The following is a 24,285-nucleotide window of genomic DNA, read 5'->3' on the forward strand; positions in this document are numbered from 1 at the left end:
TGATGAGTCCGGCGACGGCCGGGGGCGGACCCCGGCAAATCGGAAACCGGTGCGACGATGGACATGTGGCGTATTTCGACGCAGCTTCCACCGAACCCATGCACCCCGCCGCGCGTGAGGCGCTGCTAACCGCGCTCGACGCCGGATGGGCCGACCCCGCCAGACTGTACGGCGCGGCGCGGCGCGCCCGGATGATGCTCGACGAGGCGCGTGCCGACGTGGCCGACGTCATCGGCGTGCGGCCCGACGAGGTCTGGTTCACCGGCTCCGGCACCCAGGCCGTCCACCTGGGCGTGCTCGGCGCGCTGCGGGGCCGGCGCCGGGCCGGGCACCGGCTGGTGGTCGGCGCGGTCGAGCATTCGAGCGTGCTGCAGGCCGGCGCGCTGCACGAACGCGAAGGCGGCACCGTCCAGGCCGTGGGCGTCGGCGAAACCGGCCGCGTCGACGCCGCCGAGTTCGCCTCCGCGCTCGAACCCGGGACCGCGCTCGCCTGCCTTCAGTCCGCCAACCACGAGGTCGGCACCGTGCAACCCGTCGAGGAGGCGGCCGCCGCCTGCCGCGCCGCCGGGGTTCCGCTCCTGGTCGACGCCGCCCAGTCCGTGGGCCGCGTTCCGCTGCCGTCCGGCTGGTCGCTGCTCACCGCGAGCGCCCACAAATGGGGAGGCCCGGCCGGTGTCGGGGTGCTCGCGATCCGCAAAGGCACCCGATGGCGCTCGCCCCTGCCCGAGGACGAGCGCGGCGGCGGGAGATCACCCGGGTTCGAGAACGTGCCGGCCGCCGTGGCCGCCGCCGCGGCGTTACGCGCGGTGAGCGCCGAGAGCGCCGCCGAGGCCGAGCGGCTCTTCCCGTTGATCGACATGATCCGCACCCGGATTCCCGCGCTGATTCCCGACGTCCAGGTGGTCGGAGAGCCCCGAGAACGTCTGCCCCACCTTGTAGCGTTCTCCTGTCTGTATGTTGAAGGAGAGGCCCTCCTCATCGAACTGGATAAGGCAGGATTCGCGGTGTCTTCAGGAAGTTCGTGTACGGCGAGCACGCTTCGCCCGTCACATGTACTGGAGGCGATGGGCGTGATCACGCACGGCAACATCCGGGTGTCGCTCTCCCGGGGTTCGACGGCACATGATGTGAGACGATTTCTCAACGTACTACCCGACGTCGTCGCAAGACTGCGCTCAGCCGAGGGGGTGACGGCGTGACGACCCCACGACCGGCGGCGGGGCGGTCCCGGCGCCGCCCGTCCCACCGGCGAAACGACATCGGCGCGACCGGTGTCACCCCTGACCGCCGACCCGGCGGACAGGCCGCAGCACTCTCGACGGACTCGCCGCGACACCGCGAGCCCCGGCAGAGCCTTTCCGGAAGGGAGGGAGGGGCGAAAGCCCTCTGGTCCGCGCCAGGGCCGGTCGCCCCGGACTTCCGATGAGCAACCAGGTCGCGGGGGACCCCGTCGCTCTCACCATCGACGCGCTGGGCAGGAAATGCCCGATCCCCATCATCATGCTCGCCGAGCAGATCAACCAGGTCCCGCTCGGCGCCGTCATCGCGGTCCTCGCCGACGACCCGGCCGCCTACACCGACGTTCCGGCCTGGTGCCGGCTCAAATCACACAAACACGTCGGGACCGTGGAACTCCAGCAAGGCTGGGCCATCCACGTCCGGCGCAGCTACTAGCGAGAGCCGCCCCGGCCGTGACCGGTTCCAGTCACGGCCGACGGCCGGTACCCGTGCGCGCCCGGGACTACGGGTGGTGGCACCGGATATGCCGGGCCACCTCGGAACCCGCGTCCGCGCCGTACGCCGCGGCGAACCTGGTGGTGAAGTCCTCCTGGCTGAGGCGGTACTCCTGCGGGCCGACGCTCTCCAGCGCGTAGGTCGCCATCAGCGCGCCCACCTGACCGCAGCGCTCCAGGGACAGCCCCCACGCCAGCGCCGAGACGAATCCCGAGCGGAAGGCGTCGCCCACTCCCGTGGGGTCGACCTTGCCGCGTTCGGGTGCGGGCTGGATGTGGATCGACGGTTCGCCCTCGCGGTCGATGCGGGCGCCCTTCGGGCCGAGGGTGGTGACGCGGACGCCCACCCGGGACAGCACCTCCTCGTCGGACCAGCCCGTCTTCTGCTCGACCAGCGCCTTCTCGTAGTCGTTGGTGAACAGGTAGGCCGCCCCGTCCACGAGCCGCCGCACCTCGGGGCCCTCCATCCGGGCCAGCTGCTGGGAGGGGTCGGCCAGGAACGGGATGCCCCGGGTCCGGCATTCGTCGGTGTGCCGGACCATGGCGTCCGGATCGTTGGGGCTGATCACCACCAGGTCCAGACCGCCGGACCGCGCGGCGATCGGGCCAAGCTCGATCTCCCTCGCCTCCGCCATCGCCCCCGTGTAGAACGACGCGATCTGGTTGTGGTCCTGATCGGTCGTGCACAGGAACCGGGCCGTGTGGTGGTGCTCGGAGACGCGCACCGAGCCGCAGTCGACACCGTGCCGTTCCAGCCAGGAGCGGTAGTCCTCGAAGTCGTGGCCGACGGCGCCGACCAGGATCGGGGTGATGCCGAGACATCCCATGCCGAAGCTGATGTTGGCGGCGATGCCCCCGCGACGGATCTGGAGATCGTCGACGAGAAAGGACAGCGACACGCGGTCCAGGTGTTCGGCGATCAACTGGTCACCGAAGCGGCCTGGGAAGGTCATGAGCTGATCAGTCGCGATGGATCCGGTTACGGCGATGCGCACGGGGTCGTTCTCCTCGTCTCAGAGGCGAATTCTCAGGGGGCACGAAGGCCAAAGCCCGCCAAGCTTACTTGTGCCCCGTCGATGCGGCGGCATCACGCAAACGAAAACCCCGTCTCCACAAGGAGACGGGGTCCGGTGAAACCCGGCTGGAGCCCTCGCTTCCCGTCCGGGAAGTGTGGGGTGTCCTAGTTGAACGAGTCTCCGCAGGCGCACGACCCGGTGGCGTTCGGGTTGTCGATCGTGAAGCCCGACTTCTCAATGGTGTCGACGAAGTCGACGCTCGCCCCGATGAGGTACGGCGCGCTCATCCGGTCGGTGACGACCTCGACGTCGCCGAACCGGGCGACCACGTCACCGTCCATCTTCCGGTCGTCGAAGAACAGCTGGTAGCGCAGGCCCGAACAGCCACCCGGCTGCACGGCCACGCGAAGCTGCAGGTTTTCCTCACCCTGCTGCTCCAGCAGGCTCTTCACCTTCGCCGCCGCCGCGTCGGTCAGGGTGATCCCCTGCTGCGTGGCCTCGCTCTGAACCGTCATGTGCGCATCCCCTGCGTTTGATTCCAGTCCTGTCTACACGGTACCAACCAGCACCGCGCCCTGGACATTCCGCGGTGCCTTCCGAGCTTCCGGCCAAGCCGGCCCCGACCCGAATCGCGTGATCGTCGTGGCGTGCACCCCATGAGGCCCACACACCACAACGATCACCGGCGACGGGGACCGGCCTGGAGCGGCTTCCCGCCACGGACGTCGTACGGCCTCAAGGCGTGCGGTGACATCGTGGGCCGCGGTCGAGCGCGAGCGTACCCCGTAACAGAACCAGAACGCGTGAACCGCCTCCGGCGAGGTGAGGTCAGACCCGTCGCGAAGCAAGGCAAACAATGCGGCCACAGCCCGGCACCGCCCACGTGATCGTCACGCTATCCGCACCCTCCCGGGCACACACACCACAACGATCACCAAAACAACCCGGCCACAGGACTTCCGAACACTCCCAAGCCAGACCCGGCCCAGCCCCGCACACGGCCTTAGGTGATCACCGCGCTATCCGCACCCTCCCGGGCACACACACCACAACGATCACGAGAATCGGTGTGTGAGCTGTACCGGACTTTGAAGCAAGCCCTCTAGAGCTTGGGGTGGGTTTACTCGGGTTTGGGGGGTGGTGAGGGGTCTCTCGGAGGATGTGGCATGATTAGTGTCACTTCGACGAAAAGGGGTGGGTCCGTGACCACCACAATGGGGCTTCCGCTCTTCGTGCTCGGCAAGGGCGCCGACCCGCACAGCGAGCGGGGTGTCGACTGTCCCGGTGAGCTGCCGCCCGCGTCCGATCCGGAGCTGGTGGCCCGGGCGGAGCGGGCCAAGGCCGCGCTCGGGGACCGGCTGTTCGTCCTCGGACACCACTACCAGCGGGACGAGGTCATCGCCTTCGCCGACGTGACCGGGGACTCGTTCAAGCTCGCCCGGGAGGCGGCGGCCCGTCCGGGCGCCGACTACATCGTCTTCTGCGGCGTGCACTTCATGGCCGAGTCCGCGGACATCCTCACCGGGGACCACCAGGCGGTGGTCCTCCCCGATCTGGCCGCCGGGTGCTCGATGGCGGACATGGCGACGTTCGACCAGGTCGAGGAGTGCTGGGAGGCCCTGGAGGACGCGGGGGTGGCCGATCGGGTCGTGCCGATCACCTACATGAACTCGTCCGCGGACATCAAGGCGTTCTGCGGCCGGCACGGCGGGGCCGTCTGCACGAGCTCCAACGCCAAGCGGGTCCTCGAATGGGCATTCGAGCGTGGGGACAAGGTCCTCTTCCTCCCCGACCAGCATCTGGGGCGGAACACCGCGGTCCGGGACCTGGGCATGTCCCTGGAGGACTGCGTCCTGTACAGCCCCCACCATCCGAGCACCAAGGGCGTCGCGGACGCGAAGATGATCCTCTGGAAGGGCCACTGCTCGGTGCACGGCCGGTTCACCCGGGAGTGTGTGGACGACGTGCGCCGGCGGATCCCGGGGGTCCAGGTGCTCGTGCACCCCGAGTGCCGCCACGAGGTGGTGACCGCCTCCGACCTCGTCGGGTCGACCGAGTTCATCATCCGCACGCTGGAGGAGGCCCCGGCCGGCTCGTCCTGGGCGATCGGCACCGAGCTGAATCTGGTGCAGCGCCTCGCCCGAGCCCACCCCGACAAGTCCGTGACCTTCCTCGACAAGTCGGTCTGCTACTGCTCCACCATGAACCGGATCGACCTCCCGCACCTGGTCTGGGCGCTGGAGTCGCTCGTCGAGGGCAAGATCGTCAATCAGATCACCGTGGACGCGGAGACCGCCCACTGGGCCCGCGTGGCGCTGGACCGGATGCTCTCCATCCCCTGATCGCCTAGGCGACGCGGATGCTGTACGGGAGCATCGCGCGGCACGCCCAGCCGGACGCCTCCACAGGACCACGCGGGTGCCGTACGGGAACACCGGCCGAGCCCGGAGACGGCTCGGGATATGCCGTGGGCGCAGGACAACCGGGCCGACGGTGACCCGAACCACATGATCGTTGTGGTGTGTACGCCCAGCCGGACGCACACACCACAACGATCACGGAGGCAGGGCCTCCCACCTCCGTGCCAGGAACCACGGCACGTCGGAACGAGGTCAGCGCAGCTCGTACCGGACGAGCACCGACACCGAGATGGTCTGCTGACCGGGGCTGATCGAACTCGTGGCCCCGGCGGCCGCGGCCGAGCCGTACGGGATGGGCCGGGGCGCGGACCCCTGCTCCTCGGAGACGAGGGTGGCCCGGCCAAGCGTCCGGCCGGAGAGCTTGGCGTACTGCCGCGCCTTGGCCAGCGCGTCCCGGAAGGCGGCGGCACGGGCGTCCCTGAGCGCCTTGACCGGATCGGAGACCTCGAAGGAGATCCCGGTCATCCGGGTCTCGTCGCCGACCGCGGCGACCGCGTCGAGCACCGCGTCGATCCGGGTCAGGTCCCGGATGACCGCCTCCACCCCCTGCGAGGCGCGATAGCGGGCGATCTCCGGATAGCGATCGGGGACGTACTCCGGCCCCAGCGTGAGGTCCTGGGTGCTGACGTCCCGGTCCGCGACCCCGGCGCCGCGCAGGGCCTGCATCAGTCGGCCCGCGACGTCCCGGGCGGCGCGATAGGCCAGGCCCGCCGTCTCCCTGCGCACCTCCACCCCGGCGTTGAGCCGGAGGACGTCGGGGACGGCCAGGACGCGGCCTTCGCCGGAGACCCGGACCTCCGGCGTCGGCGGGTCCACCCGGGCGAACGCCGGACCGGCCAGGAGGCCGAGCGCGACGGCGGTGGAGACGACGACGGCCGACGTGCGCCGCAGCAGCGGCGGACGGGACCGGGCCACACGGTCCGCACAGTTGATGATCATGTGGCCATGCCATCACCCGGCGCCTCCGGCGACCCGTCCCCCGCCGAGGGGGCGGGTAAGAATTTGCGCTCAGATGGCCGAGCGCTCAGTCCACCAGGGCAGGAGCTTGACGTCGCCCTCGACCTCCACCCGGGACGGCCGGCCCCAGAGGAGAAGCAGCAGATCACCCGGGGATTCCGCGGTCACCGTGACGGTCGCGGGCCCCCGCTCGCGGCTCCAGGTGAAGCCGTCGGGCGCCAGCCGTACCAGCCACGCCTGATCGCCGGAGCGGAAGGCGAGCGTCTCGCCGTCGCCGGTCAGCTCACGCACCCGGGGGGCGTACCGCGCCGCGGCGGTCAGGATCGCGAAGAACTCGTCGACGCCGTCGAGCGCGGTCCCGGGGTCGATCGACGGCTCACCGCCGAGCGCGAGTACGGCGTCGGCGTGATGGACGACCGTCTCGTGCAGCTGGCGGCGGGACCAGAACGCCAGCCGCCGATCCGCGGTGAGGGACCACATCGGCGTGTCCGGGTCGGCGGACCGCAGCGCCCGGGTGAGCTCCTCTCCCCCGGCGATCAGCCAATCGGGATACTCCCCGGGGTCGGCGGGGAGGGCGGCGTCCTCACGACGGAGTCCCCGCTGCCGCAGCTCCACCAGGAGCCGGGCGGCCCACCGGTGCACCGACCCGGTGTGCCGGATCAGATCGGCGAGGGTCCACCCCGGACAGCTCGGCACCGGGGTCAGCGGATCCCGATCCCTGATGGTCCGTGCCATTGCGTCGATCTCCGCCGCGACCAGGGCGGTGTATCTCTCATGCGACCACGTGTCACCCGTCACGGTGACGAGGATCTCATCCCGACCCCGGCCCGGGAATCCCGGGTCACAGCCCCGGAGCTCCCCAGAGTGGGAACCAGCGGGCCAGATCGGGCTCGATCTTCAGCTCGTCGCCGAGCGCGGCCCGGACCTCCAGCTCCGCGGCGTTGTCCCGCCGCTCGCCGGCCAACGGGGCGAACGGATAGAACGTTCCGCGTTTGTACAGGTAGACCAAGGCCATCCGCCGTCCGGAGCCGTCGGCGAAGGCGACGAGCGAACAGAGCAGCGAGGGACCGAACCCGGCACCCTCCAGCGAGTCGTTCACCGCGTGCAGGTCGGTGACCAGGCCCCCCAGGTCGTCCGGGTCGTGCCGGACCAGCAGCCAGGTGTACCCGTAGGAGTCGGCCGACTGCTCCACCGGGCCGCTCATCCCGATCAGCGCCCGGGCCTCATCGGCCACCTGGGCGAACGCCCCGCCCTCCACGGCGCGGAAACACACCGACCCCGTCCCGGTGGGGCCGAACCCGGTGGCGGCCGTCAGCGTGATCGCCGCCGAGGGCAGGGCGAAGAGCTGGTTCAGATCGGGTTTGGCGGGCTTGGTCCGGCCGAGCAGCGCGTCCCACCAGCTGCTCATGCTCCCCTGCCCAGCTGTGCGGAGATCCTGGCGAGCTGCTCCAGGCGTCGCTCCAGCGGCGGGTGGGTGGCGAAGAGCGCGGAGACGCTGAAGTCCCGCTTGAGCGCGGGGGCGAAGAAGAAGGCGTTGAACGGCTGCGCCTTGCGCAGATCCTGGGTGGGGATGCGCGCCATGTCCCCGCTCACCTTGGTGAGGGCGCTGGCGAGGGCTGACGGCCTGCCGGTGAGCAGCGCCCCGGAGCGGTCGGCGGAGAGCTCGCGATAGCGGGACAGCACCCGGGTGAGCAGGAAACTGACGATGTAGACGAGCCCGGAGACCGCGACCACGATCAACCCGATGGGGATGCCGTTGTCGCGGCGTTCCCGCCCGGCCAGGCCCGTGTAGAGGGCCATCCGGGTCATCAGACCGGCGAGGACCCCGAGGAACGAGGCGATCGTCATGACCGCCACATCCCGGTGGGCGACGTGGGACAGCTCGTGGGCGAGGACGCCTTCGAGTTCGGTGGGCTCCAGGCGGCGCAGGATCCCGGTCGTGACGCAGACGACCGCCTTCTTCTGGTTGCGTCCGGTGGCGAAGGCGTTGGGCATGTCGCTGTCCGCGATCGCCACCGTGGGCTTGGGCATTCCGGCGAGGGCGGAGAGCCGGTCGACGATCCCGTGGAGTTCGGGCGCCTCCTCGGGCCGGACCACCCGGCCGTTCATCGCGTACAGCGCCATCTTGTCGGAGAAGAAGTACTGGACGAACAGCAGGGCTCCGGCGATCACCACGACCGCCACGGTCCGGACGCCCAGCGCGATCAGCACCGCGACGAACACGACGTACAGGAGGCCCAACAGGAACATGGTGAGGACCATGCGGCTGGTCAGGCCCCGGTCTGGGGCGAACCGGGTTCGGACCATACTTCCAGGTCTATCCAGGGATGAGGCCGGTATCCCCGAGCATCGCCCTGACTTCGTCCATGGAAGCGTCAGCGGGTGGCAAAATCAGCTCGGAGGCGGCCAGGCTGTCGTCCGGCAGGCTGCGGCCCACCTCACGCACCCGGTCGAGCAGGCTCTCCAGCCGGACGCGGAACGCGGTCTCGTCGTCGGCCTCGATGGCCGATTCCAGCTCGCTGTCCAAGGCGTTCAACCCGTCGATATCCGCCTCGGCGATCTCGACCTGCCCTTCGCCCATGATTCGAACAATCATGCGCCCTCCCCCGGTTGACGATATTGCTGCGTGTGCGGCTGTCCCTGCGGCTGCTGGCCGTGGTTCTGGCCCGACTCGATCGCGCTCTTGGGCGCGGGGGCCTGGCCGAGTTCTGCCCGCATGCGCTGGAGTTCAAGCTCGACGTCCATGCCGCCGCCCATCCGGTCCAGCTCCGCCTGGATGTCGTCCCGGGGACCGAGCGCGTCGTCGAGGGCGCCGCTCGCCAGCAGCTCGTCGATGGCCCCGGCCCGCGCCTGCATCTGCGCGGTCTTGTCCTCGGCCCGCTGGATCGCCAGGCCGACGTCGCCCATCTCCTCGGAGATGCCGGAGAACGCCTCGTTGATCCGCGTCTGCGCCTCGGCGGCGGTGTACGTCGCCTTGATCGTCTCCTTCTTGGTGCGGAAGGCGTCGACCTTGGCCTGCAGCCGCTGCGAGGCCATGGTCAGCTTCTCCTCCTCACCTTGGAGGTTGCTGTACTGGATCCTGAGGTCGGCGATCTGGCTCTGCAGGTTGTTCCTGCGGGTGAGCGCCTCGCGCGCCAGGTCCTCACGGCCGGCCTTGAGCGCCTGCCGACCCTGGTTCTCCAGCTTGACCGACTGACCCTCGATCTGGCTGATCTGCAACTCCACCCGCTTACGCGAGGTGGCGACGTCGGCCACGCCGCGACGCACCTTCTGCAGCAACTGGAGTTGCCGCTCATAGGAGTAATCCAAGGTCTCGCGTGGATCTTCCATCTTGTCCAGGGCCTTGTTGGCCTTGGACTTGAAGATCATGGAAAGTCGCTTCATCACGCTCATGCGCGTCGGCCGTCCCCTTCAATACGTTTTTGCAGTTGTGCCGTCCCCAGCGCCGCTTGCCTTCACCCTACGCATAACGCGCGAGGCAGTCACTAAGTTGCGTCGCCGGTACGCTGAACGACGTGTTCCGACGTCGTATTCATCCTCCGGCTGCAGAGGCCCCCGCTTCTGACGAACAGCCTACGCCCACCGGCAAGGGGCGTCCCACTCCCAAGCGCAGAGACTCCGAGGGGCGGCGCCGTCAGCCGATCTCGGCGCCGCGCGACCGCAAGGCGGCGTACCGGCAGGCCCGCGACCGGGCCCGAGCCGAACGCGCCAAGGCCCAGGAGAGCATCTCCCGCGGGGAGGAGCGCCATCTGCCCCCGCGTGACAAGGGGCCGATGAAGCGGTTCGCCCGAGACTGGGTGGACAGCAGGAGACTGCCCAGCCAGTACTTCCTGCCCTTCTCGATCGCCATCCTCCTCCTCATCTACCTCCCGCTGGGCGCCGCCCAGCAGGTGGTCTACTTCGCGGTCGTGACCGTGATGTGGCCGTTGATGATGGTCTCGGTGATCCTGTCCTGCTTCTGGGTGGCGCGAACCGTGAAGAAGCAGGCGATCGCCGCCTATCCCCTGGAGAATCCCAAGGGTGTCGGGCTGTACGCGGCGATGCGCGCCATGCAGATCCGCAAGTTCCGCTTCCCGCCGCCGGTGGTCCGGGTGGGCGAGAAGCCGAGCCTGCCCCGCAGGTGAGCCGGGTGTCCCCGATACGGCGGGCCGGGGGCACACGGCACAGGGTAAAGATTTCCCCTTGTTCGGGGGACCTTCGCTTTACGGCTCGGCCGATCGCGGCGCGAGCCGGCTTTCGGCTGTCCGCCGCCCGGCGGCCACCGGCCAGGAAATTCTGAAATTTCAGCAAAAGCCAGGCACGCAGCATTCATCGGGAGGGTGCGGCGCGTTCATCGGCGGTTCCGATCACCGCCGTAGCGTCCGGACCTGAAGGACCGTGTACCACCTGGAGGATCCCGTGCCGCTGCCCCTGCTCCCCAACCCGCACAAGAGCGGCCGATCCGCGCTGACGTGCCGGTACCGCTGCGGCGACGCGTGCGCGAACGACGTCGCCAACCGCAGCGGTAACCCCTACTTCGGCGACCTCGCCGCCGAGGCCCTGTCCCGCCGCGGGGTGCTGCGCGTCGGTGCGCTCGGCGCGCTGGTGGTCGGGGCCGGTGTGGCCGGGGCCGTACCGGCCGCCGCCGAGCCCGGACACGAGGCGGGGGGATACGGCGCCAAGGCGGGGGACCTGCGGTTCACCCCGGTGCCGCCCAACAAGGACGACCTGCTGCGGACCCCGCAGGGCTACTCCTCCTCCGTGGTGGTGCGGTGGGGCGACCCGGTGCTGCCCGGCGCGCCCGCGTTCGACTTCGACAACCAGACGGCCGAGGCCCAGGCGAAGCAGTTCGGCTACAACTGCGACTACGTCGCGCTGCTGGAGACAGGCGAGGACCGGGGGCTGCTCTGGGTGAACCACGAGTACACCGACGAGACGCTGATGTTCCGGGGCTACTCGCCGGCCGACCCCACCGAGGAGCAGATCGAGATCGCGCTGGCGGCGCACGGCGGCTCGGTCGTGGAGGTGGAGCGGGTCCGGGGCACCGGTGAGTGGCGGCTGGTGACGAAGGGGCGCCGCCGCTACAACCGGCGGATCACGGCGCGCACGCCCATGCGCTTCACCGGCCCGGTGGCCGGCCACGACCTGCTGAAGACCGCCGCCGACCCCGAGGGCCGCAAGCCGCTCGGCATGCTGAACAACTGCGGCGGCGGGACCACGCCGTGGGGCACGGTCCTCACCGCCGAGGAGAACTTCGACCAGTACTTCGTCAACGGCGACCGGGCGGACCCGAACATCGCCAGGTATGCGATCCCGACGGACGTCCCGAGCGGCAGCCGCCGGTTCGACAAGGTCGAGGAGCGCTTCGACCTGGCCAGGCACCCCAACGAGGTGAACAGGTTCGGGTGGATCGTGGAGATCGACCCGTTCGACCCGGACGGGACGCCGATCAAGCGTACGGCCCTGGGCCGCTTCAAGCACGAGGCCGCCGACACGTCGGTCTCCCGCGACGGGCGCCTGGTCGTGTACATGGGGGACGACTCGCGGTTCGAGTACATCTACAAGTTCGTGTCGAAGGATCGCTACGTCCCCGGCCACGACCGCCACAACCGGACGCTGCTCGACGAGGGCACCCTGTACGTCGCCAGGTTCACCGGCGACAGCCCCAAGGAGGAGATCGACGGCTCCGGCAAACTCCCCAAGGACGGCGCCTTCGACGGCTCCGGCGAGTGGATTCCGCTGGTGTCGGGCACCGTCTCCCACGTGCCCGGCATGAGCGCGGCCGAGGTGCTGGTCTTCACCCGTGCCGCGGCCGACAAGGTGGGCGCCACCAAGATGGACCGCCCCGAGGACGTGGAGCGCAACCCGGTCACCGGCGGCGTCTACGTGGCCTTGACCAACAACTCCAACCGCACCGCCGCGCAGGTGGACGAGGCCAACCCGCGCGCGTCGAACAAGAGCGGCCACGTGCTGGAGATCGTCGAGGGCCGGGGCACCGGGTTCGCCTGGTCGATCCCGCTGGTCTGCGGCGACCCGAAGGACCCCTCGACCTATTTCGCGGGGTACGACAAGTCAAAGGTCTCGCCCGTCTCCTGCCCCGACAACCTGGCCTTCGACGGCGACGGCAACCTGTGGCTGGCCACGGACGGCAACGCCCTGGGCGCCAACGACGGCCTCTTCGTCATGCCGGTGCGGGGCCGGGAGCGCGGCTACGTGCGCCAGTTCCTGAGTGTGCCGCTCGGCGCCGAGACGTGCGGTCCCGTGGTCACCCGCGACCGGCGCAGCGTCTTCGTCGCGGTCCAGCACCCCGGTGAGATCGACGGCGCCACCCCGGACGCCCCGGCCAGCCGCTGGCCCGACGGCGAGCAGCCCCGCCCGTCGGTCGCGGTGGTCTGGCATTCGCGCGGGAAGAGGATCGGCTCCTAGCCTTGCGGCCGTACGGCACGGCGGGAAAAGGCCGTCGCCCGCCTGCCGTGGCCGACGGCCCGTCGCCGCGGACCACGACGCCCACCTAGGAGGCTCCCGGGGATCGGGGCAGCGTCGACGAGTACGAGGCCGGGCGGATGACCACATCGGGGACCACGAGCTCGCCCACCCGTTCGAAGCGCAGGTGCACCGCGACGAAGTCCCCCACCTGGAGCGGCTTCACCACCCCGCGCAGGCTCGCTCTGACGGCCGCCCCCACCCAGACCGACGTGCCCGGGGGGACCGTCACCGGAGCCGGGGACAGCGTTCCCGACTCGGCGGCCCCCGGAGCGCTCATCGAGAGCAGCCGGTCCGGCGCCTTCCCTTTGTTGATCATGGCGAAGACGACCGGGAGCGAGGCCCCCGCCGGCACCGTCTGAGTCGGCTCGGGCCCGAGCACCGAGACGTTCTCGACGTACATCTCGCCCTTCGAGGCCAGGGCGCCCTCCGGCGACACCGGCTCGCTCGGCTTCCGCTCCCACCGGGTGCTGCAGCCGGTAGCCGCCCCGAGAATCGCCACAAGCAGGACCCGCCGCCCAATACGAATAGTGACATTCATAAGCAGAGAGTAACAATCCTGTGCGCGTCGACTTGCGTGACCTGTCTAAACGATCTACTCCAAGCCGGGACATCTGTTGGAACGATCTGCTCCAAGGGTGAACATAGGGTGAGATACATGGAGTTTCGTCACCTTGGCCGTAGCGGCCTCATGGTCAGTGAGATCAGCTACGGCAACTGGATCACCCACGGCTCACAGGTGGAGGAGGAGGCCGCACTCGCGTGTGTGAAGGCGGCCCTCGACGAGGGAATCACGACCTTCGACACGGCGGACGTCTACGCGGCGACCCGCGCGGAAGAGGTCCTCGGGCGGGCCCTGCAGGGCATCAGGCGCGAGTCCCTGGAGATTTTCACCAAGGTGTACTGGCCGACCGGGAGCGGGCCGAACGACCGCGGCCTGTCCCGTAAGCACATCCACGAGTCCGTCCACGCTTCGCTGCGGCGGCTGAAGACCGACTACGTCGACCTTTACCAGGCGCACCGCTTCGACGCGGAGACGCCGCTGGAGGAGACCCTCAAGACCTTCGACGACCTGGTCCGCCAGGGGAAGGTGCTGTACGTCGGCGTGTCGGAGTGGACGGCCGGGCAGATCGCCGAGGCCCTGCGGATGGCGGACGAGATGGGCTTCGACCGGCTCGTCTCCAACCAGCCGCAGTACTCGATGCTCTGGCGGGTCATCGAGGAGGAGGTCGTCCCCCTCAGCGTCAAGGAGGGCGTGGGACAGATCGTCTGGTCCCCCATCGCCCAGGGTGTCCTCACCGGCAAGTACCTCCCCGGTCAGGCGCCGCCCGCCGGCTCCCGGGCCACCGACCCTTCCGGCCAGTCGTTCATGGGGTCGTTCCTGGAGAACGACGACCTGCTCACCCGGGTGCAGAACCTGAAGCCGATCGCGGCGGAGGCCGGCCTGTCCATGGCCCAGCTCGCGGTCGCCTGGGTCCTGCAGAACCCGAACGTCTCCTCGGCGATCATCGGCGCCTCCCGGCCCGAGCAGGTGCGGGACAACGCCAAGGCGGCGGGCGTCCGGCTCGGTGCCGACGTCATGGCGGCGATCGACGACGTCCTCGGCCCGGTGGTCCTGCGCGACCCGTCGCTGACGTCCAGCCCGGAGCGGCGCCCCTGACAGCCCTCTGAGGCCCCCGGCCGATGAGATCCCCCCGGGGTCTGGGTGCGCTCAGGCCTCGGGGCGCAGGCTCATGGCCGCGTACTCCACCCGGTCCCCCTCCAGCAGGGTCACCTGCTCCACACCCGCCTCCAGCAGGGTCCGCCAGTTCTCGCCGAGCCAGGACTCGGCGTCGGCCTGGCTGGTGAACACTTCGTGCGGCAAAGGCGTGCCGTCCAGTTCGGCTCCGTCGGCATTCTCGTAACGCCAGCGCCATGTCATGCCATACGCTCCATTTCGTGGGTTTCGTCCGCGCCGTAGCGGACTTGGCGACCCTACTTCAATCATGACCACGGAGGCTCCCAGCATGCTGCCCAGGCTTCGCCGTACCGCACTCCTCGTCGCGGCGACAGCACTCCTCTTGACGCCGGCCCCCGCCGTCCTCGCCAAGACGCCGGAGACGCCGGAGACGCGGTCACCGGGGGCCGAACCTCCTGGCGGCGAAACCCCCGAGCCGGTCCCGAGCCCCCGGCCGGAGCAACTCAAACGGTTCTGGAGCTACCACCAGTTCGACGGCACGGGCTGGATCTTCGTCCAGCAGGGGCCGGGCGACCGCAACCCCAGGGACGGCTCCGTGGAGGGCTGGCGGTTCTCCGCCTCCGAGAACGTGATGTCCGCCGAACCCCCCTCCGGGGAGACCTACCCGTTCGAGACGATCTGCGCGGGCGTCGAACCGCGACCGGGGATGAAACGGGTGGGCCTGGTCGTCGACTTCGGGGCGGCCGAGGACGCGTTCCCCGGCGACGCGCCCCCCAAGCCCACCAAAGTCGTCAAGTGCGCGGTGACGGGTGAGAACGCGACCGGCATGGACCTGCTCGCCTCCGTGGTCAGGCCCCGGATCGACCGCGAGGACTACATCGTCGAGATCAACGGCTATCCGGCCAAGGAGAAGGACAAGGGCAGCGCGGTCCAGCCGCAAAACCTCGCCCCCGTGGTGGACGCGGGCGGCTCCTCGCTCACCTGGATCCTCGGCGGGGTGGGCATCGTGGCGTTGCTCGGCGTCGGGGCGTACGCGGTCGCCCGGCGCGGCGGCGGGGGTTCCGAGAGTAAAGATCACGCCTAGCCCTCCGCGCCCCGATCGGCTCCACCTGCGCGGACGGTGATACTGACCCCGAACTGATGATCATTCGGCTTGGGGGGCCGGTATGCCGGTGAGCGATCTGATCGGCCATTCGGTCTGGGACGCCGGAGGCCAGTGGGTGGGACATGTGGTGGACGTCCGGCTCAAGGCCCGCGAGCGCTTCGGGATGAAGAAGGACTTCCAGGTCATAGGCCTGATCGTCTCCGCGGTTCAGACCCCCGGAGGCCTGCTGAGCCGCCGGGGGGAGATCCGGACCGACGGGTTCCTGGGGGTCCTCGCGAGAATCCTCGACCGCACCAGGTGTTACGTGCCGATGCACGCGGTGTCCTCCAGCGACACCGGGGAGGTCCTGCTGAACGCCCGGCGGGAGGACCTCAAGAACCTCAACTGAAGCCGCGCCGCCGTACCCCCGTATGCTCGGTCGGCGTATGAACGTCGAGATCGCGGGGACGGGCGGCCCGCACGGGTGGCCGCAGGAGGGCTGCCGCTGCGCCTCCTGCGGCAGGATGCGCGCGGGCGGCGCCCGCCGCGCCCCCACCGAGGTGATCGCCGACGGCGTCGTGCTCGCCCCGGGCACCGAAGTCGTGTCCGGCGACGGGATCCGAGTCCTGTACGGCGGCACGCCGCGTTCGCCGGGAGCCTACGACCTCGTCCTGGCGGACCTGGCGGGCGGCCCGGAACGGCTCGCCCTCCTCCGGCGCGACGGTGCCGTCGGGCCCGGCACGCGGGTCGTCGCGGTCGGGCTGGACCACCGGATGCCCTCGGAGGCCGAGCTCACCCGGCGCCTGGGTTTCTGGGGGGCGGGCGCGGTCCCGGACGGCACCACGCTCACGCTCTCCCCGCGGGCCGGGGACGGCCTGGCCGTGCGCCCCGCGCCGCGGCGCACCCTGATCCTGGGCGGGTCCCGCTCGGGCAAGTCCGCCGAGGCCGAGCTGCGGCTGCTCGCCGAGCCGCGGGTCGTCTACGTCGCCACCGGCCGTACCGGGGACGACGATCCCCGCTGGCGGGCGCGGGTCGAGGCGCACCGGGCGCGCCGGCCGGCCCACTGGGAGACGGTCGAGACGACCGACCTGGTGCCCCTGCTGCGCGAGTCGGCCGGGCCGCTCCTGGTGGACGGGCTCGGGACCTGGGTGACCGCGGTCTTCGACCGGTACGGCGGGTGGGACGGCGCGGACTGCTCCACACGGCTGGCGGAGCTGGTGGAGGCGTGGCGGAACTCGGCGGCCCGGGTGGTGGCGGTGAGCGACGAGGTCGGGCTGGGCGTGGTCCCGTCCACCGCTTCGGGCGGCCTGTTCCGGGACGCGCTCGGCCGGCTCAACCAGCGGCTGGCCGCCGAATCCGAGGAGACCGCCCTGGTCGTCGCGGGCAAGGTCGTCGAACTCGGCTGACCGCGTGGGAAAACCCTGTGGCGATCACCCACCCCCGATAAGTCACACTGTGCGCTATGCCCAGCACAACCACATTCATCACCTTTGCCATCGCGTCACTGGCGCTGGCGCTGGTCCCCGGACCGGCGGTGGTCTACGTTCTCACCCGGAGTGTCAGCCAGGGCCGCAACGCGGGACTGGTCTCCGCCCTCGGCATCCACACCGGGACCCTCGTGCACATCGTCGCCGCCGTGATCGGGCTCTCCTCGCTGATCGCGTCCTCGGCCATCGCGTTCAGCGTGATCAAGTACGCCGGAGCCGCCTACCTCGTCTACATCGGCGTCCGGGCCATCATGACCAAGGAAACCCTCGCCGCGGACCGGTCGCTCGCCCCCATCCGGCTGGGCAAGGTCTACCGTGAGGGCATCCTGGTGAACGTGCTCAACCCCAAGACCGCGCTGTTCTTCCTCGCGTTCCTGCCCCAGTTCGTGGATCCCTCCCGGGGCAACGCGCCGCTGCAGATCCTGCTGCTGGGCGCCACGTTCTTCTTCCTCGCCATGATCTCGGACAGCCTCTACGCGCTGGTCGGCGGCGCCCTCCGCGGGCACGTCAAGCGGTTCTTCTCCAAGCAGCGCCTCGCCGTGGGCGGCGTCTACATCACCCTCGGGATCACCGCCGCGCTCGCCGACAGCGGCCGATAGGGACGATCTCCATGGGGTGGCACGGTCTGCGCCTGGCGTTCGGCATGTTGAGCGTCCTCCCCGTCCGGGTCACCCACGTCGATCGCGGATCCGCGGGACGGGCGATGCTGTCCGCCCCGCTGGTCGGCCTGGTCCTGGGGGCGCTCGCCGCGCTCCCCCTCGCCCTCGCCCCGCTCGGCGGCCCGCTCCTGGCCTCGGCGCTGGCGGCCGGGGCGCTCGCGCTGCTCACCCGGGGCCTCCACCTGGACGGGCTCGCCGATCTGGCGGACGGCCTGGGGAGCGGGAAGCCCGCCGCCTCGGCCCTTGAGATCATGAAAAAATCAGATATCGGCCCGTTCGGGGTGCTGACGCTGGTCTTCGGTGTCCTGTGCCAGGTGTCGGCACTCGCCCAGGCCACCGCGGCGGGAAACGGTGCGGCGGCCCTGATCACCGCCTGCGTCACCGGGCGGCTGGCGATCACCTGGGCCTGCCGGTCCGGCGTGCCCTCCGCCCGGCCGGAAGGCCTGGGCACCCTGGTGGCGCAGACGGTACGGCTGCGCGGCGCCCTCCTGGTCACCTTCCTGGCCACCGTGGCCGTACTCGGCTCCGGGACGCTGCTCGCCGGCGGGTGGGGCGCGCCGATCCGCATCGCGCCGTACGGCGCCGCGCTGCTCGCCGGGCTCGGCGCCGCCTGGATCCTGCGGCGGCACGCGGTGCGGCGGCTCGGGGGGATCACCGGGGACGTGCTGGGCGCGCTCGCCGAAGTCGCCTTCACCGCGGCCGTGGTGACCGTGGCCATCCTTAGTTAATGTGATTTTTCAGACATTTAACTAAGATCCCTGAAATCTCGACATTTCAGGTCGATATTGAAAATTAATCGAGAATTCAGTTGGCTCGGGAGAACACCATCGTGAACCGGGCTACGGCAACCCCTCGATGAGTCTGACCAGATCCGCCCGGCCGTAGCCGTACCGGGCCGCCTCGTCGGCGAGCTCCCGGACCCGCCCCACCAGCTCCGCCCGTACGTCGGCCCGTCCGGCGACGGTGACGCCCCGGCCCCGCCGGAACTCCAGCAGGCCCTCGTCCCGAAGCACCCGCAGGGCGCGCAGCACGGTGTTGGCGTTGATCCCCAAGGTGGCCGCCAGGTCACGGGCCGGCGGGAGCCGGTCGCCGGGCACGACCCCTCCCTCGGCGATCGACCTCCGCAACGCCCCTGCGACCTGCAGGTGGAGCGGCTGCGGATCGGCGAGATCCAGACTGAGCGACATGGTGCTATCAACACTAGCACCATCAATGGAGTTTTCAGGAAATCATCACCAACCCCGGCACTTGGGAATGGGGAGCGGTGTCCGGCGGGAGGCGCGGCGGGGATAGCATCGGCCGACGTGACCACTGTGCGCCTGATGGCTTCCGCCCCAGCTTCCCACGACGCCGACGCCCTCGTGGTCGGCGTCCACTCCGGTCCGCAGGGCCTTCGGCCCGCCCCCGGAGCCGAGAGCGTCGACGAGGCGCTGGGCGGGAAACTGGTCGAGGCGCTGAGATCCGTGGCGTTCACCGGCAAGACCGGCGAGGTCGCCAAGATCCCGACTTTCGGGGCGCTGAGCACCCCGCTCGTCCTCGCCGTGGGGCTGGGCGACGCCGACGGCACGGTCGAGGACCTGCGCAGGGCGGCCGGCGCCGCCGCCCGGGCCCTGGCCGGCACCGCCCGCGCGGCCTTCGCCCTGCCGGCGACGACCCGGGAGCAGGTCGAGGCGATCGCGCTCGGCGCGCTCCTCGGCGCGTACACCTTCGACCGGTACCGCACGAACGGCGAGCTGAAGCCACCCGTCGGGGAGATCGCCGTCCTCACCGAGGCCGAGGCGCCGCTGGAGCGCACGGTCGTCGTCGCCGAGTCGGTCAACCTCGTCCGCGACCTGGTGAACACCCCGCCGTCCGACCTGTGGCCGGCCAAGCTCGCCGAGCTCGCGGCCGAGCGGGGCGCGCAGGCCGGGCTGGAGGTCGAGGTCCTGGACGAGACGGCGCTCAAGGAGAACGGCTACGGCGGCATCGTCGCCGTGGGACAGGGTTCGATCAACCCGCCGCGGCTGGTCCGGCTCGCGTACCGCCACCCGGAGGCGACCAAGACCCTCGCCTTCGTCGGCAAGGGGATCACCTTCGACTCCGGCGGCCTCTCGCTCAAGCCGTCGTCGGCGATGGACTGGATGAAGGCCGACATGGGCGGCGCCGGGGCCGTGCTCGGCTCGCTCCTCGGGATCGCCGGGCTCGGCCTGAAGGTCAACGTGGTGGGCTACCTCTGCCTCGCGGAGAACATGCCGAGCGGCACGGCCCAGCGCCCCTCCGACGTTTACACCAGCTACAGCGGGAAGACGGTCGAGGTGCTCGACACCGACGCCGAAGGGCGCCTCGTGCTCGTCGACGGCATCGCGCGGGCCGGGGAGGACGAGCCCGACCTGATCGTCGACGTCGCGACGCTCACCGGTGCGCAGATCATCGCGCTGGGGTGGCGCACCGCGGGGGTCATGGCCAACGACGACGCGTTCCGCACCAGGGTCGTGGAGATCGCCGAGCGCGCGGGCGAGCCGTCCTGGCCGATGCCCCTGCCCGCCGAGCTGCGCAAGGGGCTCGACTCAAGCGTGGCCGACATCGCCAACCTCCCGTCCGAGCGGTGGGGCAGCATGCTCGTCGCGGGGATCTTCCTCAAGGAGTTCGTGCCGGACGGCGTCACCTGGGCGCACATCGACATCGCGGGTCCCTCCTTCAACAAGACCGACCCGTACGGTTACACCCCGAAGGGCGGCACGGGCGCGGCCACCCGCACGCTGATCGGTTTGGCGGAGGAATACGCGGGCTGACCCCGTGCGCTCTTCACAAGTGAAAAGATGCCTTTGCGTAGGCTGACAGTCCTGCGAACGGCGTCGGTTTTCCACCAATTAAGAACAAGGAGCACCCAGTGGCTGATGGCAGCGGCCCCTATGACCTCGTCATCTTGGGAGGCGGGAGCGGCGGATACGCGTGCGCCCTGCGGGCGGCCGAGCTGAACCTGAGCGTCGCACTGATCGAGAAGGACAAGATCGGCGGCACCTGCCTGCACCGGGGGTGTATCCCCACCAAGGCACTTCTGCACTCCGCCGAGATCGCGGACCAGGCCCGGGACAGCGAGGTCTTCGGCGTGCGCGCCCGCTTCGAGGGCATCGACGTCCCGGGTGTGCACGCCTTCAAGGACAAGATCGTCACTCGGGCCTGGAAGGGCGTCCAGGGCCTGCTGAAGAGCCGGGGCGTCACCGTCGTCGAGGGCTCGGGCAGGCTGACCGGTCCCACGAGCGTCCAGGTCGAGGGCGCCGACGGGACCGTCACGACCGTCGAGGGACGCCACCTCGTCCTGGCCACCGGCGGTGCGCCGCGCTCCCTCCCCGGGTTGGAGATCGACGGCACGCAGATCATCACCAGTGACCACGCGCTCACCCTCGACCGGGTGCCCAGCTCGGTGATCATCCTCGGCGGCGGTGTGATCGGCGTCGAGTTCGCCTCGATCTGGCGCTCCTTCGGCGCCGAGGTGACGATCGTCGAGATGCTGCCCCACCTGGTGCCCCTGGAGGAGGAGTCCAGCTCCAAGCTGCTGGAGCGCGCCTTCCGCCGCCGCGGCATCAAGTCCGAGCTCGGTGTCCGCTTCGAGAGCGTCAAGACGACCGACACGGGCGTCGTCGTCACCCTGGAAGGCGGCAAGACCCTCGACGCCGAGCTGCTGCTCGTCGCGGTCGGCCGCGGCCCGGTCTCGGCCGGACTCGGCTTCGAGGAGGCCGGTGTCGCCGTGGAGCGCGGCTTCGTCAAGGTCGACGGGCTCTGCCGCACCGGCGTTGAGACGATCTCCGCGGTGGGCGACCTCATCCCGACCCCGCAGCTCGCGCACGTCGGGTTCGCCGAGGGCATCCTCGTCGCCGAGCGCGTCGCCGGGCTGAACCCGGTGCCGATCGACTACGACGGCGTCCCCCGGGTCACCTACTCCGACCCCGAGGTCGCCTCGGTGGGCCTGACGAGTACGGTGGCCAGGGAGCGGGGTCACGACGTCGTCGAAGCCGTCTACGACCTCGCCGGCAACCCCAAGAGCCAGATCCTGCAGACCCAGGGCGCGGTCAAGGTCATCGCGCAGAAGGACGGGCCGGTCCTGGGCGTGCACATGGTGGGCAGCCGCGTCGGTGAGCTCGTGACCGAGGGGCAGCTCATCTACAACTGGGAGGCCCTCCCTTCCGACCTGGCACAGCTGATCCACGCACACCCGACCCAGTCCGAGGCCATGGGCGAGGCGATGCTCGTCCTCGCCGGCAAGCCGCTGCACGTCCACAACTGACCGTGCCCGCATAGGAAGAAGGAGTCACTGCACGCCATGCCGGTCTCCGTAACAATGCCCCAGCTCGGCGAGAGCGTCACCGAGGGCACAGTCACCCGTTGGCTGAAGAAGGAAGGCGACCACGTAGACGCCGACGAGCCGTTGCTCGAGGTGTCCACGGACAAGGTCGACACCGAGATCCCCTCCCCCGCCTCCGGCGTCCTCACCAAGATCACGGTGGCCGAGGACGAGACGGTCGAGGTCGGCGCGGAACTCGCCGTCATCGACCAGAACGGCGCGGCCGCCGCACCGGCCGCCGCCCCCGCGGCGGCACCCGCGCCCACACCGGAGCCGCCCGCGCCGGCGCGCTCCTCCATCCCGCAGCCCGAGGTCCCGGCGGCCCCGCCCGCCCCCGCGCCGCAGGCCGCCGCGCCGCCGCCCGTGCCCGTCCAGGCTCCGCCGCCGGTGCCGGCGCGGGCCGAGATGCCCCCGGTCGCGCTCTCCGGCGACAGCCCGTACGTCACCCCGCTCGTCCGCAAACTCGCGACCGAGCACAGCGTCGACCTCGGCACGCTGAACGGCACCGGTGTCGGCGGGCGCATCCGCAAGCAGGACGTCCTGGAGGCGGCGAAGGCCCAGCGTGAGCGGGCCGCCCAGGCGCAGGCCCCGGCGGCTCAGCCCGTGGCGCAGGCTCCGGCGGCGGCCCCGGCCGCGGCCCCCGCCCAGGAGGCACCGCAGGTCGTCCCGGACACCACCCTGCGCGGGCGGACCGAGAAGATGCCGCGTATCCGGCAGACCATCGCCAAGCGCATGGTCGAGTCGCTGCAGACCGCGGCCCAGCTCACCACGGTGGTGGAGGTCGACGTCACCCGGGTCGCGCGCCTGCGGGACCGGGCCAAGGCCGACTTCCTCCGGCGCGAAGGCGTGAAGCTGACCTTCATGCCGTTCTTCGCCCTCGCCACCATCGAGGCGCTCAAGGTCCACCCCAAGCTCAACGCGGTGATCAACCTTGAGACCAACGAGGTCACCTACTACGACCACGAGCACCTGGCGATCGCGGTGGACACCGAGCGCGGTCTCGTCGTCCCGGTGATCAAGGACGCGGGTGACCTCAACATCGCCGGCCTCGCCCGTAAGATCGGCGACCTCGCCGAGCGGACCCGGACCAACAAGATCGGGCCGGACGAGATCGGCGGCGGCACCTTCACACTGACCAACACGGGCAGCCGCGGGGCGCTCTTCGACACGCCGATCCTCAACATGCCGCAGGTCGGCATGCTCGGCACCGGTGCCGTGGTCAAGCGCCCGGTCGTCGTGGAGACCCCCGAGGCCGGGGAGGTCATCGCGGTCCGCTCGATGGTCTACCTCGCGCTCACCTACGACCACCGCCTGGTGGACGGCGCCGACGCGGCCCGGTTCCTCACGACGATCAAGAACCGTCTGGAGGAGGGCCGATTCGAGGCCGCCCTAGGATTGTGATGTGACGATAATCATGACCGGCTCGTCCGGTCTGCTCGGTACGGCCCTCGCCCGCGCACTGCGCGGCGAGGGCCGCCGCGTTTTGAGCCTGGTACGGCGTCCGCCGCGCGACCCCGACGAGGCCCGGTGGGACCCCCGGACCGGTGCGCTCGACCCCGAGGTGCTGCGGAACGCCGAAGCGGTGATCCACCTGGCGGGCGCGGGGATCGGCGACCGGCGCTGGTCCGACGCCTACAAGGCCGAGCTCCGCGCCAGCCGGGTGACGGGCACCCGGACCCTCGCCCGCGCGCTCGGCGAGCTCGGCGACGACCGGCCCGGGGTGCTTCTGTCGGCGTCGGCGATCGGCTTCTACGGCGACACCGGGGACCGGGCCGTCGACGAGTCCGCGCCCCGGGGAACGGGGTTCCTCGCCGACCTGGTGCGGGACTGGGAGGCCGAGGCGCGGGTGCCCGGGATGCGGGTGGTGCTGCTGCGCTCGGGGATCGTCCTGGCCCGTGGCGGCGGCACCCTCGGGAAGATGCTCCCGATCTTCCGGGCCGGGGCCGGGGCGCCGCTCGGCACCGGCCGGCAGTACTTCAGCTGGATCGGCCTGCCCGACTGGGTGGGCGCCGTCCGCTTCCTGCTCGGTCCGCAGGCCGCCGGGACCGAGGGACCGGTCAACCTCACCGCCCCCGAGCCGGTGACCAACGCCGCGTTCACCAAGGCCCTCGGCCGGGCGCTGCACCGGCCTACCCTGCCGATCCCGGTCCCCGCCTTCGGGCTCCGTCTCGCGCTCGGCGAACTCGCCGACGAAGGCGTGCTGATCAGCCAGCGGATACGGCCCGGGGTCCTGACCGAGCTCGGCTACCCGTTCCTGCACCCCTCGGTGGGCCCCGCGCTGGAGGCGGTGCTGGCCTGACGGCGAGGGACGGTTCGACGCCGCAGGCCGTACCTGCGGCAATCGGCCCCGTTCAGCCGTCAACCGGATTGGGGGAAACACACACCTTCTTCACGCCCTGCTAGTTGCGGTGTTCCGTCCCCGGAACCGACTACGGCCCCCCTAATGTAGGAAGCCGGTACCTTCAGGG

At 70.5% G+C, this 24,285-nt stretch carries 26 protein-coding genes; 15 read left to right on the forward strand and 11 right to left on the reverse strand.

The window, feature by feature from the left end; translation table 11 throughout:
- The first annotated feature begins 65 nt into the window (after nucleotides 1-65).
- Nucleotides 66-1,199, forward strand: coding sequence for a cysteine desulfurase family protein (locus RUR_RS05685; protein WP_283133792.1), 1,134 nt, complete (start codon nucleotides 66-68; stop codon nucleotides 1,197-1,199).
- Nucleotides 1,200-1,422: 223 nt separating this feature from the next.
- Complete coding sequence (locus RUR_RS05690) at nucleotides 1,423-1,674, forward strand: sulfurtransferase TusA family protein (protein ID WP_283133793.1); 252 nt, start codon at nucleotides 1,423-1,425, stop codon at nucleotides 1,672-1,674.
- Nucleotides 1,675-1,741: 67 nt separating this feature from the next.
- Here RUR_RS05690 and RUR_RS05695 read toward each other — a convergent pair whose 3' ends face one another.
- Both RUR_RS05695 and erpA read right to left on the reverse strand, forming a co-directional pair.
- A complete protein-coding gene (locus tag RUR_RS05695; RefSeq protein ID WP_283133794.1) occupies nucleotides 1,742-2,728 on the reverse strand; it encodes a carbohydrate kinase family protein in 987 nt (328 codons plus the stop codon).
- A 185-nt stretch (nucleotides 2,729-2,913) separates the two neighbouring features.
- Nucleotides 2,914-3,264: an iron-sulfur cluster insertion protein ErpA gene (gene erpA, locus RUR_RS05700; RefSeq protein WP_283133795.1), complete on the reverse strand. Its 351-nt coding sequence runs from the start codon at nucleotides 3,262-3,264 to the stop codon at nucleotides 2,914-2,916.
- Between the two features lie 651 nt (nucleotides 3,265-3,915).
- Between erpA and nadA the strand changes: the two genes are divergently transcribed.
- The gene (gene nadA / locus RUR_RS05705) at nucleotides 3,916-5,091 is read left to right on the forward strand and encodes a quinolinate synthase NadA (RefSeq protein WP_428846969.1); all 1,176 of its coding nucleotides are present in this window, start codon (nucleotides 3,916-3,918) and stop codon (nucleotides 5,089-5,091) included.
- 270 nt (nucleotides 5,092-5,361) lie between these two features.
- Here nadA and RUR_RS05710 read toward each other — a convergent pair whose 3' ends face one another.
- The 6 genes from RUR_RS05710 to RUR_RS05735 form a co-directional block, all read right to left on the reverse strand.
- Nucleotides 5,362-6,108 carry an SIMPL domain-containing protein gene (locus tag RUR_RS05710; protein ID WP_283133796.1) on the reverse strand — a complete coding sequence of 249 codons (747 nt, stop codon included), beginning with the start codon at nucleotides 6,106-6,108 and terminating at the stop codon, nucleotides 5,362-5,364.
- Between the two features lie 69 nt (nucleotides 6,109-6,177).
- Nucleotides 6,178-6,924 carry a maleylpyruvate isomerase family mycothiol-dependent enzyme gene (locus RUR_RS05715; protein ID WP_283133797.1) on the reverse strand — a complete coding sequence of 249 codons (747 nt, stop codon included), beginning with the start codon at nucleotides 6,922-6,924 and terminating at the stop codon, nucleotides 6,178-6,180.
- Between the two features lie 43 nt (nucleotides 6,925-6,967).
- A complete protein-coding gene (gene pspAB / locus RUR_RS05720; RefSeq protein ID WP_283133798.1) occupies nucleotides 6,968-7,534 on the reverse strand; it encodes a PspA-associated protein PspAB in 567 nt (188 codons plus the stop codon).
- Entirely contained in the window at nucleotides 7,531-8,433 is a 903-nt protein-coding gene (gene htpX, locus RUR_RS05725; protein WP_283133799.1) for a zinc metalloprotease HtpX, read from the reverse strand. Before htpX ends, pspAB begins: the two co-directional genes overlap by 4 nt.
- Nucleotides 8,434-8,443: 10 nt before the next feature.
- Nucleotides 8,444-8,722 (reverse strand): PspA-associated protein PspAA, encoded by a 279-nt coding sequence (pspAA, locus tag RUR_RS05730; RefSeq protein WP_283133800.1) that lies wholly within the window; start codon nucleotides 8,720-8,722, stop codon nucleotides 8,444-8,446.
- Nucleotides 8,719-9,519 carry a PspA/IM30 family protein gene (locus tag RUR_RS05735; RefSeq protein ID WP_283133801.1) on the reverse strand — a complete coding sequence of 267 codons (801 nt, stop codon included), beginning with the start codon at nucleotides 9,517-9,519 and terminating at the stop codon, nucleotides 8,719-8,721. Before RUR_RS05735 ends, pspAA begins: the two co-directional genes overlap by 4 nt.
- Nucleotides 9,520-9,641: 122 nt before the next feature.
- Between RUR_RS05735 and RUR_RS05740 the strand changes: the two genes are divergently transcribed.
- Both RUR_RS05740 and RUR_RS05745 read left to right on the forward strand, forming a co-directional pair.
- Nucleotides 9,642-10,250, forward strand: a complete 609-nt coding sequence (locus tag RUR_RS05740) for a DUF3043 domain-containing protein (RefSeq protein ID WP_283133802.1) — start codon at nucleotides 9,642-9,644, stop codon at nucleotides 10,248-10,250.
- A 274-nt stretch (nucleotides 10,251-10,524) separates the two neighbouring features.
- Complete coding sequence (locus tag RUR_RS05745; protein ID WP_283133803.1) at nucleotides 10,525-12,531, forward strand: PhoX family protein; 2,007 nt, start codon at nucleotides 10,525-10,527, stop codon at nucleotides 12,529-12,531.
- Between the two features lie 85 nt (nucleotides 12,532-12,616).
- Here the strand turns inward: RUR_RS05745 and RUR_RS05750 are convergent, their stop codons facing one another.
- Entirely contained in the window at nucleotides 12,617-13,129 is a 513-nt protein-coding gene (locus RUR_RS05750) for a copper chaperone PCu(A)C (protein ID WP_283133804.1), read from the reverse strand.
- 117 nt (nucleotides 13,130-13,246) lie between these two features.
- Between RUR_RS05750 and RUR_RS05755 the strand changes: the two genes are divergently transcribed.
- Nucleotides 13,247-14,248, forward strand: coding sequence for an aldo/keto reductase family protein (locus RUR_RS05755; protein WP_283133805.1), 1,002 nt, complete (start codon nucleotides 13,247-13,249; stop codon nucleotides 14,246-14,248).
- Nucleotides 14,249-14,299: 51 nt separating this feature from the next.
- On the opposite strand, the gene RUR_RS05760 is transcribed toward RUR_RS05755, so the two are convergent.
- Nucleotides 14,300-14,509 carry a hypothetical protein gene (locus tag RUR_RS05760; protein WP_283133806.1) on the reverse strand — a complete coding sequence of 70 codons (210 nt, stop codon included), beginning with the start codon at nucleotides 14,507-14,509 and terminating at the stop codon, nucleotides 14,300-14,302.
- A 64-nt stretch (nucleotides 14,510-14,573) separates the two neighbouring features.
- On the opposite strand from RUR_RS05760, the gene RUR_RS05765 reads away from it, so the two are divergent.
- The 5 genes from RUR_RS05765 (at nucleotide 14,574) to RUR_RS05785 (ending at nucleotide 18,224) form a co-directional block, all read left to right on the forward strand.
- On the forward strand, nucleotides 14,574-15,350 hold the full coding sequence (locus RUR_RS05765) for an SCO2322 family protein (RefSeq protein WP_283133807.1): 777 nt from the start codon (nucleotides 14,574-14,576) through the stop codon (nucleotides 15,348-15,350).
- 88 nt (nucleotides 15,351-15,438) lie between these two features.
- Nucleotides 15,439-15,759 (forward strand): hypothetical protein, encoded by a 321-nt coding sequence (locus RUR_RS05770; RefSeq protein WP_283133808.1) that lies wholly within the window; start codon nucleotides 15,439-15,441, stop codon nucleotides 15,757-15,759.
- A 37-nt stretch (nucleotides 15,760-15,796) separates the two neighbouring features.
- Nucleotides 15,797-16,756: a bifunctional adenosylcobinamide kinase/adenosylcobinamide-phosphate guanylyltransferase gene (locus RUR_RS05775; protein ID WP_283133809.1), complete on the forward strand. Its 960-nt coding sequence runs from the start codon at nucleotides 15,797-15,799 to the stop codon at nucleotides 16,754-16,756.
- Between the two features lie 56 nt (nucleotides 16,757-16,812).
- Entirely contained in the window at nucleotides 16,813-17,436 is a 624-nt protein-coding gene (locus RUR_RS05780; protein WP_283133810.1) for a LysE family translocator, read from the forward strand.
- A gap of 11 nt (nucleotides 17,437-17,447) precedes the next feature.
- Complete coding sequence (locus tag RUR_RS05785; protein ID WP_283133811.1) at nucleotides 17,448-18,224, forward strand: adenosylcobinamide-GDP ribazoletransferase; 777 nt, start codon at nucleotides 17,448-17,450, stop codon at nucleotides 18,222-18,224.
- Nucleotides 18,225-18,335: 111 nt separating this feature from the next.
- Here the strand turns inward: RUR_RS05785 and RUR_RS05790 are convergent, their stop codons facing one another.
- Nucleotides 18,336-18,683 (reverse strand): GntR family transcriptional regulator, encoded by a 348-nt coding sequence (locus RUR_RS05790; RefSeq protein WP_283133812.1) that lies wholly within the window; start codon nucleotides 18,681-18,683, stop codon nucleotides 18,336-18,338.
- A gap of 117 nt (nucleotides 18,684-18,800) precedes the next feature.
- Here RUR_RS05790 and RUR_RS05795 point away from each other — a divergent pair, with 117 nt between their 5' ends.
- From RUR_RS05795 to RUR_RS05810, 4 genes are all read left to right on the forward strand, one after another.
- On the forward strand, nucleotides 18,801-20,267 hold the full coding sequence (locus RUR_RS05795) for a leucyl aminopeptidase (RefSeq protein ID WP_283133813.1): 1,467 nt from the start codon (nucleotides 18,801-18,803) through the stop codon (nucleotides 20,265-20,267).
- A gap of 98 nt (nucleotides 20,268-20,365) precedes the next feature.
- Complete coding sequence (gene lpdA / locus RUR_RS05800) at nucleotides 20,366-21,760, forward strand: dihydrolipoyl dehydrogenase (protein ID WP_283133814.1); 1,395 nt, start codon at nucleotides 20,366-20,368, stop codon at nucleotides 21,758-21,760.
- Between the two features lie 36 nt (nucleotides 21,761-21,796).
- Entirely contained in the window at nucleotides 21,797-23,218 is a 1,422-nt protein-coding gene (gene sucB / locus RUR_RS05805) for a 2-oxoglutarate dehydrogenase, E2 component, dihydrolipoamide succinyltransferase (RefSeq protein WP_283133815.1), read from the forward strand.
- Nucleotide 23,219: 1 nt separating this feature from the next.
- Complete coding sequence (locus tag RUR_RS05810; protein WP_283133816.1) at nucleotides 23,220-24,116, forward strand: TIGR01777 family oxidoreductase; 897 nt, start codon at nucleotides 23,220-23,222, stop codon at nucleotides 24,114-24,116.
- The last annotated feature ends 169 nt before the right edge of the window (nucleotides 24,117-24,285 follow it).

This window comes from Rhizohabitans arisaemae (assembly GCF_025996515.1).
GTDB lineage: Bacteria > Actinomycetota > Actinomycetes > Streptosporangiales > Streptosporangiaceae > Rhizohabitans > Rhizohabitans arisaemae.

What these genes read in the sequence shown, in the direction of transcription:
- RUR_RS05690 (WP_283133793.1), top strand. Translation starts at nt 1,423, where the DNA reads ATGAGCAACCAGGTCGCGGGGGACCCCGTCGCTCTCACCATCGACGCG.
- erpA (WP_283133795.1), bottom strand. Translation starts at nt 3,264, where the DNA reads ATGACGGTTCAGAGCGAGGCCACGCAGCAGGGGATCACCCTGACCGAC.
- nadA (WP_428846969.1), top strand. Translation starts at nt 3,916, where the DNA reads ATGATTAGTGTCACTTCGACGAAAAGGGGTGGGTCCGTGACCACCACA.
- RUR_RS05710 (WP_283133796.1), bottom strand. Translation starts at nt 6,108, where the DNA reads ATGATCATCAACTGTGCGGACCGTGTGGCCCGGTCCCGTCCGCCGCTG.
- pspAB (WP_283133798.1), bottom strand. Translation starts at nt 7,534, where the DNA reads ATGAGCAGCTGGTGGGACGCGCTGCTCGGCCGGACCAAGCCCGCCAAA.
- htpX (WP_283133799.1), bottom strand. Translation starts at nt 8,433, where the DNA reads ATGGTCCGAACCCGGTTCGCCCCAGACCGGGGCCTGACCAGCCGCATG.
- pspAA (WP_283133800.1), bottom strand. Translation starts at nt 8,722, where the DNA reads ATGATTGTTCGAATCATGGGCGAAGGGCAGGTCGAGATCGCCGAGGCG.
- RUR_RS05735 (WP_283133801.1), bottom strand. Translation starts at nt 9,519, where the DNA reads ATGAGCGTGATGAAGCGACTTTCCATGATCTTCAAGTCCAAGGCCAAC.
- RUR_RS05750 (WP_283133804.1), bottom strand. Translation starts at nt 13,129, where the DNA reads ATGAATGTCACTATTCGTATTGGGCGGCGGGTCCTGCTTGTGGCGATT.
- RUR_RS05755 (WP_283133805.1), top strand. Translation starts at nt 13,247, where the DNA reads ATGGAGTTTCGTCACCTTGGCCGTAGCGGCCTCATGGTCAGTGAGATC.
- RUR_RS05760 (WP_283133806.1), bottom strand. Translation starts at nt 14,509, where the DNA reads ATGACATGGCGCTGGCGTTACGAGAATGCCGACGGAGCCGAACTGGAC.
- RUR_RS05765 (WP_283133807.1), top strand. Translation starts at nt 14,574, where the DNA reads ATGACCACGGAGGCTCCCAGCATGCTGCCCAGGCTTCGCCGTACCGCA.
- RUR_RS05775 (WP_283133809.1), top strand. Translation starts at nt 15,797, where the DNA reads ATGAACGTCGAGATCGCGGGGACGGGCGGCCCGCACGGGTGGCCGCAG.
- RUR_RS05780 (WP_283133810.1), top strand. Translation starts at nt 16,813, where the DNA reads ATGCCCAGCACAACCACATTCATCACCTTTGCCATCGCGTCACTGGCG.
- RUR_RS05785 (WP_283133811.1), top strand. Translation starts at nt 17,448, where the DNA reads ATGGGGTGGCACGGTCTGCGCCTGGCGTTCGGCATGTTGAGCGTCCTC.
- RUR_RS05790 (WP_283133812.1), bottom strand. Translation starts at nt 18,683, where the DNA reads ATGTCGCTCAGTCTGGATCTCGCCGATCCGCAGCCGCTCCACCTGCAG.
- sucB (WP_283133815.1), top strand. Translation starts at nt 21,797, where the DNA reads ATGCCGGTCTCCGTAACAATGCCCCAGCTCGGCGAGAGCGTCACCGAG.